Genomic DNA, 16,504 nt, shown 5'->3' on the forward strand with positions numbered 1-16,504 from the left:
GTGTACTCGATCGCCCTCTGCCTCGATGCGCCGATGCAGTCCTGGGGCACCCGTTCGCGCGGCAGTATCCGGGACACCGCGCGGGAGCCGACGAAGTCCGGCGTCGTCGGGCTGATCGCCGCCGCTCTCGGTGTTCCGCGCGACGAGTCGGACTGCCTGGCCGAGCTGAGCACGCTGCGGATGGGTGTCCGGGTGGACCGAGAAGGCATCCTCGAACGCGACTTCCACGTCACCCAGAACGTGCCGACCACGTCCGGCGGCGGGCATCGCACGGCCCTCAGCCACCGCTACTACCTCGCTGACGCCGTCTTCCTCGTCGTCCTCGCCGGTGCCGACGGGGATCGGCTCGACCAGATCCAACAGGCGCTGCGGGCGCCGGTCTGGCCACTGTTCCTCGGCCGGCGCGCCTTCCCGCCGGCCCGGCCGCTGGTCACCAACGGACATCACGACGGGGCGCACACGGGCCAGGGGCTGACCAGGCAACCACTGGAGATGGCCCTCGCCACCCACCCGTGGCTGGAGGACCGACCCGAAGTCCGCGCGGCCGAGCGCAGGCGTCCCGACCGGCAACCGCTGCGAACGGTCATCGACTGCGACCTGACCGATCCGGACGCCGAACTGCGGATGGACGTCCCCGAGTCGTTCACGGCCGACGACCGGCGTTACACCGCCCGCGCGGTCCGGTCCGGAACCGTACCCCTGACCGACGACCTGATCACTGCGAAGGACGCCTCGTGTACCTCAGCAAGCTGACGGTCAACGTGTACTCGCGTGACTTCCGCCGCGACCATGCTGATCTTCGACAGATGCACCGGACCGTCATGTCGGGTTGGCCGGACCTGGCCGACGACAGCCCCGCCCGGCAGTCCCAAGCCGTGTTGTGGCGGCTCGACACTGTCCATCGCGGCTTCGTGCAGTACGTGCAGAGCAGCTCCAAGCCCGATTGGAGCCGCCTGACCGCCGACTATCTCACCGAGCCCGCCCAGGTACGCAGCCTGCAACCGCTCCTCGACGCCATCACCCCCGGACGACGATTCGCCTTCCGGCTGGTGGGCAACCCGACCCGCAGCGTCATCCGGCCCGCCACCTCTACTCAGTCACCGGTCGAGGGCGGCAAGCGTCCCCGGGGCAAGCGAATTGCCCGGCACAAGCCGGAAGAACAGATCGAATGGCTGATCCGGAAGGGGAACCAGTACGGTTTCGTGGTGCCGACCGCGCACAACGGTCAGCCCGACGTGTCACCGTCACCGTGCCTCACTCAGGCAGGCCAAGCCCGCCCTGGCGATCAAGGGCCGATCACCGTTGTGCCGGTGCGGTTCGAGGGGCACCTGATCGTCACGGATGCGGATGCCTTCCGTACGGCGGTTCGGCAGGGCATCGGTCATGGGAAGGCGTACGGGTGCGGTCTGATCAGCCTCGCCCCTGCCCGCATGCCGTGAGGCAAGAATGAAATCGTCTGATCAACATCCGGGTGATGCGCGCTTTCAATGCGGAGCCGGAGTACGTCTGCTGAGGTTGGCGTACCACAGGTACGTGGCGACGAACGACATCAGGCTCACCGTGAGAACGAGACAAGCGACGGTCGCGATGGTCGGGACTCGCGGATCGTGGAACAACATGACGAACGCGTACACCTGGAATGCCGCGAGGGCGGTGATACCCGCCCAGGAGTCAGTCGTTCGCATCACCTGATGCAGGCGGTCCACTGCCGGATGCTCATCGACGTCGAGTCGGACCGGGCTGGCATGGGTCGACATCGGCCCGTTCCACGGGCTGAGCAGAGGTAACAGCCCGGACGCCCGCCAACTCGGCAATTGCTGACCGGCCGCCTCGTGGAAGACGCGTCGATAGAAGAGGGATAGCCGTAGGGCGGTGACCGCACGGAGCACCATGAGCATCATGGCGACCGGGATGACGAGCCGCACCGGGGAGATGTCATGGATCTTCATCCCCAGCAGTTCGGCTTCCAGGAGCGTGCTGTGCGTGAGGACGACGAATGCGGCGGCGAGAACGAGCCCCCGGGACACCGCCCGACTGGCACTTCGTCCCTGGTCCTCCTGCACCTGCAGGAGGCGCGACAGGAAGAAGCGCACGTCGTCCTTGTCGACGTCGTCGCTCCTAAGGAGCCTGGTCGCCCGCTGCTCGATCGTCAATTCCTCCACGATCTTAACGATATCGAGGTGTGGCAATGCAAATCTGGTCCGGCGGCGGTGACGTCGGCACCGATTCTCGCTATCCGAGGGGTGGACGCGATCTCCACCGCTTCGTCCTTCGTCAGCTCACCTTCGAGGCGGTAGGTCACTCCGCCCTGCTCCCAGATCAGTGTCGCGGCGGCGAGCCGGGCGCTTTCCTCCCGCACCACGCCGTCCCGGTCGACGTACGACACCGGGTGCGGGCCGGCGATCCACACCGCCTGTCGTCCGCCGATCTCCATCCACTGCGCCCCGGAAACGCCGGCCTGTTTGAAGAAGACGCCGTCGAGGCGTCCGTCGAAGGCCTCCAGCCGGATCTCACCGCCCCGATAGAGCAGGGTCGCCACCCGGTGACCGCCCGCGCCGTCCGGGTCAGCCACCAGCACCTGGTCGGGCGGGCCCAGCGCCGCCGGCACCCGGACCGGGAACCGCACCAGCCGTCGCGCCTCGCTCAGGTCGGCCGGGCGTTGCGCGGGCAGCGGTGACGGGGGAGTGGTCGGTGGCGACGAGTCGGGTGCGATGCTGATGGTGATGCCGGCGAAGCGCAGCAGTCCGGCCACCGCGTCGGCCAGCGCGGCCCGGCCGGGCGGCAGGGCCATTACCAGCAGGGCGGCGAGGAGCGCGGCGACCGCGTACCGCCACCGACGACGGCGTCCACCGATCGTCCGGGAGGACCGGGCGGGGGCGGCCAGCCGGGCGCGGACCTGGGCGGTGACGTCCGGTGGCTCGGGGGTCTCCAACCAGGCGGACAGCTCGCGCAGTTCCCGTTCGAGGTCAGCCACGGCTCGGCTCCTCGACGTCGAGCAGGCCGCGCAGCTTCACCAGGGCGCGGGAGGTCCGCGACTTCACCGTGCCGCGTGCCCAGCCGAGCATGGCGACCGTCTCGTCCTCGGACAGGTCGAGGAAGTAGCGGCAGACGATCACCTCGCGGTCGCGCTCCGGCAGCGACCGCAGCGCCCGGACCAGGGTGGCCCGCCGTTCCCCGGCGAGGACGGCGTCGACGGCCTCGTCCTCGACCGCCTCCGAGTTCGGTGCCACCCGGGCGGCCCGCAGCACCAGACCGGTACGCCGGTCGCGTGACCGGTGCAGGTTGCGCGTCTCGTTCGCCACTATCGCCAGCAGCCAGGATCGGAACGAGGCGTCGCCGCGATAGCGGGACAGTTTCCGGTAGCCCTTCACGAACGCCTCCTGGACCACGTCCTCCGCGTCGGCTCCTGCGCCGAGCAGGATCGCCGTCCGGTAAGCGGACGCGGTGTGCCGGGCGACCAGGAGTTCGTACGCCTCCAGGTCACCTGCCTGCGCGCGGGTGACGAACTCCTCGTCGTCCAGGGAAACCTCCGGTGGGATCACTGTCCTGACACCGGTCGCGCCGTCCAGGTTCCACTGTCCGCCGACGGAACCGGGATCGGCGTGGCGGTGTCATCCGGGCATGATGGCGAAGAGAACGGCCACCCGCCGTACCCTGTTGTCCGCGCTGGTGGGCGCTGGTGCCGCGACGCTGGTCGGGTGTGATCCGGACAGGTCCCGGGTGGCGGCGGTGCCGCCGGATCCGCTGCTCGTCGACCTGGCCGACGGACTCGGACTACTGCGCGGTGCCGAGCGGCAGGTCATCCCGCACGCCGTCGCCACCGCCGACGGGCGGTCGGTGTACGCGAGCGCACCGGAGGGTGCCGACACCGCGTTCTGGCGGATCGAGACCGCCACGGGTGTCGCCTCCGCGCGGGTGCGGCTGCCCGGCCGCTGGGTGCCGCAGACAGTCTCCGCCGACGGCACGTGGGTGGCACTGACCACCGAGGCGGTGAGCGTCACCGCAGTGTCTCCGGCCGGGCGGGACGTCACTCCGGTGCTGATCGCCGACGCGGGTGGAGTGCGGCAGCGGCTACGGCTGCCGGGCAACGTCGTCCCGGAGGCGTTCACCCACGACCACGGCGGGCTGTTCGTGCTGGAGTGGCTGCCGCCGCAGGCACCGGACCGGTACCGGGTCCGGGTGGTCGACCTCGTCACCGGTGTGGCGGGCCCGTTGCAGACCCGCCTCAAGCAGGCGATCCCGGCGGGCGCGGAGGAGGAGATGCGCGGCGACGGGCGGCAGGCCGTGCTCGCCCCGGACCGTCGAGTCCTGTACACGCTCTACACCCACCAGCCCGATCACCGGCATACCCGGGACCGGATCAGCGGGCGGCCGGGCCGTGACGTCCACGCCTTCGTGCACACACTGCACCTGTACGAGCGGTGGGCGTACTGCGTGGACCTGCCGCACCCGTTCGGGGAGGGGCCGGCAGACGGGCACGTCATGGCGATCGCCCCGGACGGCTCCCGGCTGCACGTCGCCGACCTGACCTCCGGCACCGTCGCCGAGATCTCCACCGACGAGCTGACGGTACGCCGCACCGCCGCCGTGCCCGTCGCGTCCGGCCCGGCGTACGCGACGGCGGACGACGATCGACTGTTCCTCGGCGGGGCCGGTGTGGTGCGTACCGTGGATGCCGCCGGTCTGCGGGTCGTCGCCGAACGGCCGGTCGACGCTCCCGTCACCGGTCTCCTCCTCGGCCCGGAGAGCGGTCGTCTCTATGTGGGTGGGCGGGATGCGCTGAGATGGCTCGACCCGGCCAGCGGTGCCGAACTCGGCCGTGCCGCGGTGCCCGGCCTGGTGGGGTTGCGTGGCCCGGTGCCGTCGTCCTGAGCGGGAATCACCGTCGGTCAGAGGAGCGATTCCCGGTGTGACCGTGACGTCCGACCCGTCCGATTAGGGTGACCAGCGTCGTCGTACGTTAGGGGGATCAGGGAACCGGATCCGGGGGAGTGTCAGCCCCCTGAGGCCGCGTCTTCTCTGGTACGAACGTAGGAGTTTCGACGAGAGGACAGCGCCCTTATGACCCATGCCCTGGTCACCGCCGAGAACCTCAGCGCCGCGCTGGACGACATCGTGGATCGCGTGCCCGGTGCCAAGTTCGCGGTGGTGCTCTCCCCGGACGGCATCATGCTGGGGGCCTCGCGGGGCATCGACGAGGAGATCGCCGAGCAACTGTCCAGTGTGGTCTGTGGTCTCCAGGCGTTGGGTCTGGCTGCCGCACGATTGTGCGGTGAGGGTGAGCTGCACCAGGTGGTGGTGCAGATGTCGCGGGCGTTCCTGTTCCACGCCACCACCGGCAACGGGGCGATCCTCACCGTCGGTATCGACGGCTCGGCCGAGGTGGGGGACATGGCGTACGAGGTCGCCCTCTTCTGCGCCAGGGCCGGGCATCACCTGCCGGTGTACGTGGAGCCGGCGCCCCACCTGACCGGGCGGTGACCTACCCGGGAATCGTCGTGACAAACGGCACTCTTCGACCGCGTCCGGCCGCTGGGGCATCGATGAGTCTTGTGCGCCGGTGCGCGGAACGGATAACGTCTCGCCGTCGCGGTAATGGGAAGCCGGTGTGAGACCGGCGCGGCCCTCGCCACTGTGACCGGGGAGTTCACTCCGACTTGTACGCCACTGGGTCCGTGGAGGACCTGGGAAGGCCGGAGTACGCGACGATCCGGGAGCCAGGAGACCGACCCCGACGTGTGATCTCGTCCACGAGGTGTTGGAAGGGGAGGTCGACTCATGCACATCGCTGAGGGCTACCTACCACCGGTGCAGGCGGCGGCATGGTTCGCGGTCTCGACACCGTTCGTCATCCACGGTGCGCGCAACCTGGTCCAGCAGGTCCGCGCGAACCCCGACGCGAAGCTGTTGCTCGGCGCGGCCGGGGCGTTCACCTTCGTCCTGTCGGCGCTGAAGATCCCTTCGGTGACCGGGTCCTGTTCTCATCCGACCGGTGTGGGTCTCGGTGCGATCCTGTTCCGAGCCCCCGTGATGAGTGTGCTCGGCACGATCGTGCTGCTGTTCCAGGCACTGCTGCTGGCTCACGGCGGGTTGAGCACGCTCGGCGCGAACGTCTTCTCGATGGCCATCGTCGGCCCCTGGGTGGCCTTCGGCGTGTACGCGCTGATCCGCCGGCTCGGTGGCGGCCTCGGCATCTCGGTGTTCTTCGCCGCGGCCCTGGCCGACCTGGCGACCTACTGCGTGACCAGCGCCCAGCTCGCGCTGGCCTTCCCGGACCCGGATTCGGGCTTCGTCGGCGCGCTGGCCAAGTTCGGTTCCATCTTCGCGGTCACCCAGATCCCGCTGGCGATCAGCGAGGGCCTGCTCACCGTCCTGGTGGTGCGGTTGCTGGTCCGGGTGAGCCCGCAGGAACTCCGCCGGCTCGGCATTCTGCGCCGTCCGGCCCCGACGACCGAGGGAGCGGTGGCGTGAAGTCGTTCGGCCGGACCAACCTGTTGTTGCTGCTCGCCGTGGTGGCGTTGGCGGTGGCGCCGCTGGTGCTGGGTCTCGGCAGCGGCGAGGAGCCGTTCGCCGGGGCGGATGCCCTCGCCGAGGAGGCGATCGTCAACGACCACCCCGACTACGAGCCGTGGTTCAGCTCGATCTACGAGCCGCCGTCGGGTGAGATCGAGTCGGCGTTGTTCGCGCTCCAGGCCGCCCTCGGCGCCGGGTTCCTCGGCTACTACTTCGGGGTCGCCCGGACCCGGCAGCGGCTGCGTGGCGAGCAGACCGCGACCGGGGAGAAGACCACCGACTAGTGCTCGCGTTGGACGTGGCGGCGTACGCCAGCCCCTGGCGACGCCGCCACCCGGCGGAGAAGGCCCTGTTGGCCCTGGGGCTGTTGGGCTGCGCGTTGCTCCTGCCACCGTGGCCGGGTGCCCTGGTGGTGGGCCTGACCGCGGCGGCGGCGTTGCTCGGGCCGGCGGCGCTGCCGCCGCGCCTGCTGGTCCGGGCGGCCCGGACCCCGCTGTTGTTCATCCTGACCGGCTCGGTGCCGATGCTGGTGGCGGTCTCCGGTCCGACGCGCGTGCGGTGGGCGCCGGAGGGGCTGGTGACGGCCGCCGCGACCGCCGGTCGGGCCTGCGCCGCGCTGCTCTGCCTGCTGCTGTTCGCCGCCACCACGCCGCTCGCCGACGTGCTGCCCCGACTGCAGCGTCTCGGGGTGCCCAGCGCGGTCACCGAGGTGGCCGCGCTGATCTATCGGATGTTGTTCCTGCTGTTGGAGAGCGTGCACGCGGTGCGGCAGGCCCAGGCGGCCCGGCTGGGGTACCGGACCTGGGCCAGCACCTACCGGTCGCTGGCCGGGCAGGCGGGCGCGGTCTTCGTCCGGGCGTTCTCGCTGGCCCGGCGCTGGGAGGAGGGGTTGGCGCTGCGCGGTTACACCGGCTCGTTGGCGGTACGCACCGAGGTCCGCCGGCCGTCGGCGGCGTTCCTGGCGGTCACCGTGCTGCTGTTGGCGGCGGTGGTGCTGGCCACCCGGCTGCTGGTGGCGCTCGCGTGAGCAGCGACCCGCCGCTGTTGGAGCTGCGCGGCGTCAGCTTCGGGTACGAGGCGGAGCGGCCGGTGCTGACCGACGCCGACCTGCGGGTGCCGGCCGGGCGGCGGATGGCCGTGCTGGGGCCCAACGGCGGTGGCAAGACGACCCTGTTCCGGCTGATGGTCGGCGCGTTGGCCGCCGACGCGGGCACGGTGCTGGTCGGCGGGGTGCCGCTGCGCCGGACCCGGTCCGGGCTGCTCGACGTGCGCCAGCAGGTGCAACTGGTGCTCCAGGACCCCGACGACCAGTTGTTCGCCGCGACCGTCTTCCAGGACGTCTCGTTCGGGCCGGTCAACCTCGGCCTGGACGACGCGCGGGTGCGGCAGCGCTGTGCCGAGGCGCTGGCGGCGTTGGAGATCACCGACCTCGCCGACCGCCCCACCCACCTGCTCTCGTACGGCCAGCGCAAGCGGGTGGCGATCGCCGGGGCGGTGGCGTTGCGGCCCCGGGTGCTGATCCTGGACGAGCCGACCGCCGGGCTCGACCCGTCGGGGGTGGAGGCGCTGCTGCGGACGCTCGACGCCCTGCACCGGGCCGGCACCACGCTGCTGCTCGCCACGCACGACGTGGACCTGGCGTACCGGTGGGCCGACGAGCGGGTGCTGGTGGCGGGTGGCCGGATCCGGCAGGGCGTGACCGGTGCCGAGCTGGGCGGCGGGGACCTGCTCGACGGTGCCGCGTTGACTCCGGCGTGGGCGCCGGTGGTGCACCGGCTGCTGGACCGCGTACCCGGGCTGGCCGGTGCCCGACCGCGCACCCCGGCGGAGTTGGCGCGGCTGCTGGACGCTCTGGTCGGTACCGGCCGAAAGGTCCCGGAAGGACCTTGACGCATCGATCAGCGTGGTTACGATATGCGCAATGCGACGGAATCGCCCGGAGTGCGACACCAGCCCCGACCCGACCGACGTCCATCCCGCCTGGCTGCCGCCGGCCGCGTTTCGCGCCGTCGGTTCCCGGCACACGCTCGTCCACGGCGACGGCCTGCTCGTCGACACGGTGCTGCGCGAGGTCCGACTCGCCTGCGCCACGCACGGCGGCACGGTCCGCCGCTCCGCCGACGGCCCACCCGCCCACCTCGTCCTCGCCCTGACCGGCCGCTCACCACAGCCCGCCGAGACCGAGGCCGCCGGTCGGCCGGGCGGGACCGCACCCGCGACCGAGCCGTCCGGCCGCACACCATCCGTCGTGAACGACGATGGGATGCGGCGAGTCCTCGACGCCGCGCGGGCCGACCTGGCCGCCGCCGGGGGCGGGCCGCTCGGCGACGAGGGGTACGCGGTCGTCCGCCACGGCGAGGTCACGGTGGTCCTGGCCGACGCGCCGGCCGGACTGCTCCACGGACTGTTCCACGTCGTCCGGCTCGGCGAGTCGGCGTTCGGCGCACCGCATCCGGCGCGGGCGTACCGGCCGGTGATGCGGCGACGGATGCTGGACCACTGGGACAACGTCGACGTGCACCCGGTGATGGGCCAGGTCGAACGCGGGTACGCCGGTGGGTCGATCCTCTGGCGCGACGGCCGGGCACACCCGGACCGGGCGCGGGTGCGGGCGTACGCGCGACTGCTGGCGGGGTGCGGGATCAACGCGGTGTCGGTGAACAACGTCAACGTGCACGCCACAGAGGCGCGGCTGCTCACCGACCGGCTCGACGACGTCGCCGAGATCGCCGACGACCTGCGTTCGTACGGCATCCGGGTGCACCTGTCGGTGAACTTCGCCGCGCCCGTGATGGTCGGTGGGCTGTCCACCGCCGACCCGCTCGACGAGAAGGTACGCGCATGGTGGGTCGAGACCACCGCCCGGGTGTACGCCCGCATCCCGGACTTCGGCGGCTACCTGGTGAAGGCCGACTCGGAGGGACAGCCCGGCCCGTTCAGCTACGGCCGCGACCACGCCGACGGGGCGAACCTGCTGGCCGAGGCGCTGGCGCCGTACGGGGGCGTGATGCACTGGCGGGCCTTCGTCTACAACCACCGGCAGGACTGGCGGGACCGCTCCACCGACCGCGCCCGCGCCGCCCACGACACCTTCGCCCCGCTCGACGGGCGCTTCCAGGACAACGTCATCGTGCAGGTCAAGCACGGTCCGGTGGACTTCCAGACCCGGGAGCCGGTGTCGCCGGTGATCGCGGCGATGCCCGGCACCCGGCTGGCGGTGGAGTTCCAGGTGACCCAGGAGTACACCGGCCAGCAGCGGCACGTCTGCTACCTGGCGCCCTGGTGGCACGAGGTGCTGCGGTTCACGCCGTGGGGCGACGACGGGCCGACGGTCGCCGACGTGGCCGCCGACGGGGGTGGGCTGGCCGCCGTCTCCAACGTCGGCGACGACCCGTTCTGGACCGGTCATCCGCTGGCCCAGGCCAACCTGTACGCGTACGGCCGGCTCGCCTGGGATCCGCGCCTGCGTCCGGAGGACGTGCTCGACGAGTGGATCGACCTCACCTTCGATCCGGCGGCCAGCGCCGACCCCGAGCTGCTGCGCCGGACGCTGCACGAGATCATGGACGACTCGTGGCGCACCTACGAGCGGTACACCGCCCCGCTGGGGGTGGGCTTCATGGTGCGACCCGGGCACCACTACGGCCCGGACGTCGACGGGTACGAGTACACCGCCTGGGGCACCTACCACTTCGCCGACCGGGACGGGGTGGGCGTGGACCGGACCCGGGCCACCGGCACCGGCTTCACCGGCCAGTACCCGCCACCCTGGTCGCAGGTGTACGAGTCGCCTGAGCAGTGCCCCGACGAACTCCTGCTCTTCTTCCACCACGTCCGCTACGACCATGTGTTGCGCAGCGGCAGCACGGTCGTGCAGCACATCTACGACACCCACTTCGCCGGGGTGGCGGAGGTGACGGCGATGAGTGACCGTTGGGCGGCGCTGGCCGGGTTGGTCGACCCGGTCGTGCACGCCCGGGTGGACGAGCGCCTGGCCGAGCAGCAACGCAGCGCCCAGGAGTGGTGCGACCAGGTCAACGCCTATTTCCACCGTAAGTCCGGAGTGCCGGACGTGTACGGTCGCCCGCTGTACTGAGCCCGGGCGGGGTCGGTGCGGGTTGACCGACTCCGGTAGCGTGTCGGCGGTCTGACTGGGGGAGGTCCCCCAGCGTCGTCCAGGGAATGGGGCTGTCAGTTGTCACTGTCCAAGAGGGTCGCCGTCGTGGCGGTCTCCGCGCTCACGGCACTCGCGATGACCGCCTGCGGCGGTTCGTCGTCCGACTCGGATGCTGCGGCGCAGCCGAACGTGTTGGAGCAGCTCGCCAAGGACCTCAAGGGGTCGCTGCAGAAGACCATGGAGAAGACCGAGTCCGTCGACTCGGTGACCATGTCGATGCAGGGCACGGCGGCCGGTGAGAAGATCACCGCGCAGGGTGTCATCGACCTGCGTGACCCGATCAAGGTCGAGATGACCACCACGGGCCCGGACGGCACCCCGACGACCATCCGGATGATCGAGACCGCGGTGTACGTCGAGGTCCCGGAGGCCGACCGCGCCAGCATGGGCGGCAAGCGTTGGCTCAAGATCGACGTGGCGGCCGCCGGTGCGCAGGCCGGCATGGACTTCACCAAGCAGCTCGAGGACGTCGACCCGACCAAGCAGGTCAAGGCGCTGCTCGCCAGCGAGAACGTCACGGTCGTGGGCGAGGAGAACGTGAACGGGGTGGACACCGTCCACTACACCGTGACCCAGTCGATCGAGGAGTACCTCCAGCAGATCGACGCCGAGATGCGCAAGGGCGTCGAGCAGGAGATGGCCAAGCAGGGCGTCAAGGAAGTCAAGATCGACCTCTGGGTCGACGGGCAGTACCAGCCCCGTCGGGCCAAGGTCGTCACCGGCAACCTCGGTGACATCACGGTCGACTACACCGACTACGGCAAGCCGGTGAACATCGAGACCCCGCCGGCGGCGGAGACCACCGACTTCGCCGAGATGATGAAGGGCCTCGGGGACCTGACCTCCTGACCCCGGACCAACACGACTGCCCGGTCGGTGAGTACCCCTCACCGGCCGGGCAGCGTCGTCTCCGCAGGATGGTCCAGGTACGCGGCGAGTCGCGCCGCGCCGGTGAGCAGGTGCCGGCCGCGTACCGTGAGCCGTTCCCGCCAACCGCGCAGCGACGCGGCGAGCGGTGCGGCACCCCCGGCGGCGCGTACCCGGCGGAGCACGTCGGCGATGTGGTCGAGCCGGTATCCGCCGCGCCGCAGCAGGTGGGCGAGTTCGGCGTCCCGCACGTCGTCGGGGGAGTAGACGCGGTAGCGGGTCGCCGGGTCACGGTCCGGCCGCAGCACGCCGGCCCGTTCCCACTTGCGCAGGGTCGCCGGCCGTACGCCGAGCCGGTGCGCCAGGGCCCCGATCGGCACCCCCTCCCGGCGGCGCGGTTCGGGCGTGGCCCCGGTGAGGACCGCCACCGCCGTCTCGACCGCGTCCAGGGTCTCCCGGTCGCGGCGCAGTAGGGCGTGACCCTCGTCGATCACCCGCAACGCCGTGTCGATCTCGCCCCGGTGCACGGCGCGCATGATCTCGCCGCTCGCCGCGTGCCCGTGCCCCGGGATCAACGCCAGGTACGCGTCGAGCGCCCGGGCGTGCCGCTCGGTGTACCGGCGGTATCCGCTCGGACTGCGTGCGGCGGGCGGCAGGACCCCGTCCCGCTCGTAGTTGCGGACCGCCTGCGTGGACAGGCCGTACGGGCGGGCCAGGTCGATCGGTCGCCGTACCCCGCTGTTTGAGGGTTGCACCACGTTCACCGTGCCATTTTGCTGGAAAGTCTCAACGGGCGGTTCAGCGATACGGTCGATGGAGTGACGAATCTCCTGGACCTGCTTCCCGTACCGCCGACCCTGCTCGCGCTCGGCGAACCGACACACGGCGAATCCGCCTTCCTCCAGATCCGCAACGAGTTGTTCCTGGCGTTGGCGCAGCGCGGGTACCGGTCCATCGCGCTGGAGAGCGATCGGGCCGCCGGCCTGGTCGCCGACGAGTTCGTGCGGGGCTCCGCCACGGTGACCCTGGACCGCGCCCTCGCCGAGGGGTTCAGCCACGGGTTCGGCGACGCACCGGCCAACCGGGACCTGCTGGTGCGGATGCGCGAGTACAACGCGGGGCGGCCGGAGGTCGAGCGGCTGACCTTCCACGGCTTCGACGCCCCGCTGGAGATCACCGGTGCCCCGAGCCCCCGTACCTTCCTGCTGCGGGTCTGCGAGTTCCTGGGCCAGGACCGGACGGCCGAGATCGACGCCCTGGTGGGGGACGAGGCCCGGTGGAGCGACCAGGCGGCGATCTGGGAACCGGGGCGGTCGGTGGGCGACACGGCCGAGGCGCACCGCCTGCGGGTGCTCGCCGACGACCTGCTGACCGAGCTGTACCTGCACGCGCCCCGGCGGCGCGACGGCTGGCGGGCGGCGTACGCGCAGGCCACGTCTGCGGTCGCGGTGCTGCGCTACCACGCGGCGGCCGCCGCGCCGCTGGGCCGGGAGGAACGCTTCGCCCGACTGGTGGCGGTCCGGGACGCGCTGATGGCGGAGAACCTGCTCGCGATCCGCGCGGCCGAGGCGGACCGGGGACCCACCCTGGTCTTTGCGCACAACCGGCACCTGCAACGCGACCCGGGCACGATGACGATGGCCGGCACCGAGGTCACCTGGTGCAGTGCCGGTGCGATCGCCGGCTCACTGCTGGGCGACGGGTACGCGGTGGTGGTCGGCAGCCTCGGCGTCAGCCCGGCGCTCGGCATCGAGGCACCCGAGCCCGGCTCCTTCGAGGCGGCCCTCCAGCGCGACGGCGACCTGCCCCGGTACGTCCCCGCCGCGACGGTGCGTCCCGCCGGGAAACGTACCCACGACTATCGCTACTTCCCGCTGGAGCAGGCGACCGTGGACCACGCCGACGTGCTGCTGCACGTGCCGACCGGCACCGACCCGGCGATGCTCGCCGCCCGGATCCTGGCGTTGCCCGACACCACGCAGCTCGTGGCGAGCGAGGAGAACGGGGCGCCGGAGGGTGCCTGGGGTGACCGGTTCTTCTCCGTCGGCCCGGATCACCGCCGACCGTTCGCCACCATCGTGGAACGCGACGTGCCCGGCTTCGACGAGGACTCCGGACTCGACCGGCCGGGTGTCTTCCGGCTCAACCTCGACCTGGGCCGGACCGAGTTCGCGCGACTGTTCGGCTTTCCGCCCGCCGACTTCCCACAGCACCGGCACGAGTGCGACTTCGCCCGGCTGGACACCGTGCTGCCGCATCCCGCGTACGCCCGGCAGGGCTTCGCCAGCATCGTCATGCCCGGCCCGCAGATGCTGCCCGAGATCGACCGGCTGCTGGCGATCGCCCACGCCCGCGCCGTCGCCCGTGCGCAGCGCTCGCGCTGAGGTGTTAGCAGGGGACCCTTCCTATACACGAGACGTTAGGAAGGGTCCCTTCCTTTCACCTCACCGCACGAACTCCTCGCGGACCACGTCGGTCATCGGCGCGGCGCCGCGTACCAGCGCCAGCGCCAGCAGCGACCCCAGGGCCGCGGTCGCCGCCTCCGACGCGACAAGCGTCAGCGCCGTCGCCGCCACCAGCAGCAAGGCGACACCGACCGCCACCACCGGGGTACGCAGTACGAAGTAGCCGGCCAGCCGCAGCACGTCCCGCAGCCGGAACGCGAACAGCGAGGTGATGACCAGCGCGTTGACCCCGACCACGGCGACCCCGACGCCGACCGTCACCAGCGGCACCACCCACCAGCCGGGGACCCCGGCCACCGGCAGGTTGACCAGGTTGACCGCGATGACGGTCAGCCACACCAGCGTCGCCACCCAGACCAGCAGCGCACCGACCAGGTTGGCCCGATAGCCGCGCCAGAACAGCCGCCACGGGTGCAGGTCGGTCAGGTCGAGGCGTTGATGGTGCAGCGTGTAGAGCGCGGCGGACAGCGCCGGGCCGAGCGGCACCGCGCAGAGCGCGACCAGCGGCAGGTTGCTCGGGTGCCGTTCCAGCGCGAACAGGGCGACCAGGCCGGGTCCCGCGCAGACCAGCAGCAGCACCTCGACCACCAGCAGCGTGTAGACCAGCGCCGCGCCCCGCGACAGCGGCCCGTCGCCGAACTCCCGCACCACGGCGCTCACGGCCGCTCCTGGTCGAGCCGGCGGCTCTCGTTCCCGCAGGGCGCGGTGTGGTCGACAACGGTGGTGCGCATCCTCGTCCTCGGGGCTCGCGGGGGCGGGGCGGGGAAGTGGCCGGTCCGATCGCACCGACACGATCGGACCGGCCCGGGGGTCAGCCGTTCGCCTCCTTGTAGCGCTCGTACGCCTTGTTCGCCAGCTCCACGTACGCGTCCATGTTCTTGCTCTTCAGCTCCGCCAGGTAGGCGTCCCACTGGCCGAGGTCCCGCTGGCCGAGGACGAACTGGAGGGTGGCCTGGTAGACGTGGTCGCGTAGCGGGGTCTCCCAGAGCGACACCTGCTCGCGTTCCTCGTCGTTGAGCGGGTACGGCGGTGGCGGTGACTTCGGCGCGCGGGCGTTCATCACCTGCTGGAACTCCTGCTCCTCGGGGGAGAAGAACGCCTGGACCAGCTCGGGCTTGCCACCGTAGGCGAACACGCCGTTGTAGAAGCCGAAGTCCTTCTGCAGGTGCTTGGGCGCGCTCGGGTTGAGGCCGATGACGTTGACGTCGGGGGCCAGCGTGGGCTTGCCGGAGGCGTCCTTGACGAAGGTGGTGCCCTCCACGCCCCACTTGGCGAACTCCTGGCCGGCGTCGGAATACCAGAGCCAGTCGACGAACTGCATCATGGCCACGAAGTTCTTGCTGTCCCGTGCCTTCGACGAGATCATCATCCCGTTCTCCAGGCGGCTGGAGGGGTTGATCTCACCGGCCGGTCCGACCGGCAGCGGGATCTTGGCGATCTTCGCCTTCGGGTTGGTCGCCGCCAGGTCGGGCCGGTAGTCGTTCACCACGGCCTGGGCGTTCGCGCTGATCACGAAGGACTTGCCGTTGGCGAGCTTCTGCCGGGCGGCGTCGTCGGTCTGGGTGAAGCTCTCCGGGTCGAGCAGCTTCTCGGCGACCAGCTTGTTGAGGTACTCCAGTACGTGCCGGTAGTGCTCGCTGGCACCGGTGTACTCGAACTTCTGCGCCTGCGCGTTCCAGCTCATGTGCTGGAAGTTCCAGCCGGCGCCGTCCAGTCCGTGCGTGACGGCCAGCAGGTTGAGCAGGTTGCCGGCCGGGTTGGGCTGGCTCCACCGATCGGAGAACGGATAGACGTCCGGGTACGCGGCCTTCATCGCCTTGAGCACGGTGTAGAGCTCGTCCCAGGTCTTCGGGATCTCCAGGTTCAGCTCTTCGAGGATGTCGGTCCGGATCGCCAGCGAGTAGTCGTGCCAGGGCTTCTCGTGCAGACCGGGCAGCAGATAGAACTTGCCGTCCTGCTGGCGGAGCGTGTCGATCTCAGGCTGGAGGTTCCACTTCTCGATCTTCTCCTTGAGGTTCGGCATCAGATCGAGGTAGTCGCTGACCGGCAGGATCGCCCCGGAGGAGACGAACGTGTTCACGTCCGGCGGGTACGTCTTGGGAATCAGCAGCGGTGCGTCACCGGCGCCGATCAGCAGGCTGCGCTTCTGGTTGTAGTCGCTCAGCGGCACCGCCACCGGATCCAGCTTGACGTTGGTCCGGGAGGTCAACTCGGACCAGAACAGCCAGTCGTTCTTCAGCGGGTAGTTCGGGTGGTTGTTGTAGAGGACGGAGAAGGAGATCGGCTCGGTGGCCTTGAACTGCGTACCGACCGCGTAGTTCTCCATCGCGCCGGCCCGGTTCTCCGACAGGTCCTGGTTGTCGGACGGGTCGTCGCCACAGGCGACGAGGCTGGAGGCGGTGAGCAGGGCGGCAGCGGCTATCGCCACCTGGCGCCACGATCTGCGGAGCATGGCGGTCCTTTCGGTGTGGTGGTGGGAGCG

General features: G+C 70.8%; 17 protein-coding genes and 1 riboswitch. Of the genes, 11 read left to right on the forward strand and 6 right to left on the reverse strand.

Features of this window, described 5'->3' with window-relative positions:
• The gene (cas5e, locus tag ABT008_RS19920) at positions 1 to 753 is read left to right on the forward strand and encodes a type I-E CRISPR-associated protein Cas5/CasD (protein WP_350697711.1); all 753 of its coding nucleotides are present in this window, start codon (positions 1 to 3) and stop codon (positions 751 to 753) included.
• The gene (gene cas6e, locus ABT008_RS19925; RefSeq protein ID WP_350697712.1) at positions 735 to 1,439 is read left to right on the forward strand and encodes a type I-E CRISPR-associated protein Cas6/Cse3/CasE; all 705 of its coding nucleotides are present in this window, start codon (positions 735 to 737) and stop codon (positions 1,437 to 1,439) included. The genes cas5e and cas6e overlap by 19 nt, the downstream gene beginning before the upstream one ends.
• Positions 1,440 to 1,484: 45 nt before the next feature.
• Here the strand turns inward: cas6e and ABT008_RS19930 are convergent, their stop codons facing one another.
• The 3 genes from ABT008_RS19930 to ABT008_RS19940 are packed head-to-tail and all read right to left on the reverse strand — an operon-like array spanning position 1,485 to position 3,542.
• Positions 1,485 to 2,162: a hypothetical protein gene (locus tag ABT008_RS19930; RefSeq protein ID WP_350697713.1), complete on the reverse strand. Its 678-nt coding sequence runs from the start codon at positions 2,160 to 2,162 to the stop codon at positions 1,485 to 1,487.
• Complete coding sequence (locus ABT008_RS19935; RefSeq protein WP_350697714.1) at positions 2,150 to 2,974, reverse strand: hypothetical protein; 825 nt, start codon at positions 2,972 to 2,974, stop codon at positions 2,150 to 2,152. Before ABT008_RS19935 ends, ABT008_RS19930 begins: the two co-directional genes overlap by 13 nt.
• Positions 2,967 to 3,542, reverse strand: coding sequence for an RNA polymerase sigma factor (locus tag ABT008_RS19940; RefSeq protein ID WP_350697715.1), 576 nt, complete (start codon positions 3,540 to 3,542; stop codon positions 2,967 to 2,969). Before ABT008_RS19940 ends, ABT008_RS19935 begins: the two co-directional genes overlap by 8 nt.
• A 79-nt stretch (positions 3,543 to 3,621) precedes the next feature.
• Between ABT008_RS19940 and ABT008_RS19945 the strand changes: the two genes are divergently transcribed.
• The 8 genes from ABT008_RS19945 (at position 3,622) to ABT008_RS19980 (ending at position 11,539) form a co-directional block, all read left to right on the forward strand.
• Positions 3,622 to 4,872 carry a YncE family protein gene (locus tag ABT008_RS19945; RefSeq protein ID WP_350697716.1) on the forward strand — a complete coding sequence of 417 codons (1,251 nt, stop codon included), beginning with the start codon at positions 3,622 to 3,624 and terminating at the stop codon, positions 4,870 to 4,872.
• A gap of 189 nt (positions 4,873 to 5,061) precedes the next feature.
• Entirely contained in the window at positions 5,062 to 5,481 is a 420-nt protein-coding gene (locus tag ABT008_RS19950; protein ID WP_350697717.1) for a roadblock/LC7 domain-containing protein, read from the forward strand.
• Between the two features lie 92 nt (positions 5,482 to 5,573).
• Positions 5,574 to 5,748: riboswitch (cobalamin riboswitch) on the forward strand.
• A 30-nt stretch (positions 5,749 to 5,778) separates the two neighbouring features.
• Entirely contained in the window at positions 5,779 to 6,471 is a 693-nt protein-coding gene (locus ABT008_RS19955; protein ID WP_350697718.1) for an energy-coupling factor ABC transporter permease, read from the forward strand.
• On the forward strand, positions 6,468 to 6,797 hold the full coding sequence (locus tag ABT008_RS19960) for an energy-coupling factor ABC transporter substrate-binding protein (protein ID WP_350697719.1): 330 nt from the start codon (positions 6,468 to 6,470) through the stop codon (positions 6,795 to 6,797). Before ABT008_RS19955 ends, ABT008_RS19960 begins: the two co-directional genes overlap by 4 nt.
• Positions 6,797 to 7,540: a cobalt ECF transporter T component CbiQ gene (cbiQ, locus tag ABT008_RS19965; RefSeq protein WP_350697720.1), complete on the forward strand. Its 744-nt coding sequence runs from the start codon at positions 6,797 to 6,799 to the stop codon at positions 7,538 to 7,540. Before ABT008_RS19960 ends, cbiQ begins: the two co-directional genes overlap by 1 nt.
• Positions 7,537 to 8,403 (forward strand): energy-coupling factor ABC transporter ATP-binding protein, encoded by an 867-nt coding sequence (locus ABT008_RS19970; protein WP_350697721.1) that lies wholly within the window; start codon positions 7,537 to 7,539, stop codon positions 8,401 to 8,403. The genes cbiQ and ABT008_RS19970 overlap by 4 nt, the downstream gene beginning before the upstream one ends.
• 31 nt (positions 8,404 to 8,434) lie before the next feature.
• Positions 8,435 to 10,609, forward strand: a complete 2,175-nt coding sequence (locus ABT008_RS19975; protein WP_350697722.1) for an alpha-glucuronidase — start codon at positions 8,435 to 8,437, stop codon at positions 10,607 to 10,609.
• A 99-nt stretch (positions 10,610 to 10,708) separates the two neighbouring features.
• Positions 10,709 to 11,539 (forward strand): SCO4651 family lipoprotein, encoded by an 831-nt coding sequence (locus tag ABT008_RS19980; RefSeq protein WP_502890465.1) that lies wholly within the window; start codon positions 10,709 to 10,711, stop codon positions 11,537 to 11,539.
• 38 nt (positions 11,540 to 11,577) lie between these two features.
• Here ABT008_RS19980 and ABT008_RS19985 read toward each other — a convergent pair whose 3' ends face one another.
• Positions 11,578 to 12,312: a MerR family transcriptional regulator gene (locus ABT008_RS19985; RefSeq protein ID WP_502890471.1), complete on the reverse strand. Its 735-nt coding sequence runs from the start codon at positions 12,310 to 12,312 to the stop codon at positions 11,578 to 11,580.
• A 63-nt stretch (positions 12,313 to 12,375) separates the two neighbouring features.
• Between ABT008_RS19985 and ABT008_RS19990 the strand changes: the two genes are divergently transcribed.
• Positions 12,376 to 13,941: a DUF6194 family protein gene (locus ABT008_RS19990; RefSeq protein WP_350697725.1), complete on the forward strand. Its 1,566-nt coding sequence runs from the start codon at positions 12,376 to 12,378 to the stop codon at positions 13,939 to 13,941.
• A 60-nt stretch (positions 13,942 to 14,001) separates the two neighbouring features.
• Here the strand turns inward: ABT008_RS19990 and ABT008_RS19995 are convergent, their stop codons facing one another.
• Together ABT008_RS19995 and ABT008_RS20000 are read right to left on the reverse strand one after the other, a co-directional pair.
• Positions 14,002 to 14,682, reverse strand: coding sequence for a DUF624 domain-containing protein (locus ABT008_RS19995; protein WP_350697726.1), 681 nt, complete (start codon positions 14,680 to 14,682; stop codon positions 14,002 to 14,004).
• A 151-nt stretch (positions 14,683 to 14,833) separates the two neighbouring features.
• Positions 14,834 to 16,474: an ABC transporter substrate-binding protein gene (locus ABT008_RS20000; RefSeq protein ID WP_350697727.1), complete on the reverse strand. Its 1,641-nt coding sequence runs from the start codon at positions 16,472 to 16,474 to the stop codon at positions 14,834 to 14,836.
• Positions 16,475 to 16,504 lie beyond the last annotated feature (30 nt).

The organism is Micromonospora sp. NPDC002389, from assembly GCF_040296095.1.
Taxonomy (GTDB): Bacteria; Actinomycetota; Actinomycetes; order Mycobacteriales; family Micromonosporaceae; genus Micromonospora.

What these genes read in the sequence shown, in the direction of transcription:
- ABT008_RS20000 (WP_350697727.1), bottom strand. Translation starts at nt 16,474, where the DNA reads ATGCTCCGCAGATCGTGGCGCCAGGTGGCGATAGCCGCTGCCGCCCTG.
- ABT008_RS19975 (WP_350697722.1), top strand. Translation starts at nt 8,435, where the DNA reads ATGCGACGGAATCGCCCGGAGTGCGACACCAGCCCCGACCCGACCGAC.
- ABT008_RS19955 (WP_350697718.1), top strand. Translation starts at nt 5,779, where the DNA reads ATGCACATCGCTGAGGGCTACCTACCACCGGTGCAGGCGGCGGCATGG.
- ABT008_RS19950 (WP_350697717.1), top strand. Translation starts at nt 5,062, where the DNA reads ATGACCCATGCCCTGGTCACCGCCGAGAACCTCAGCGCCGCGCTGGAC.
- ABT008_RS19945 (WP_350697716.1), top strand. Translation starts at nt 3,622, where the DNA reads ATGATGGCGAAGAGAACGGCCACCCGCCGTACCCTGTTGTCCGCGCTG.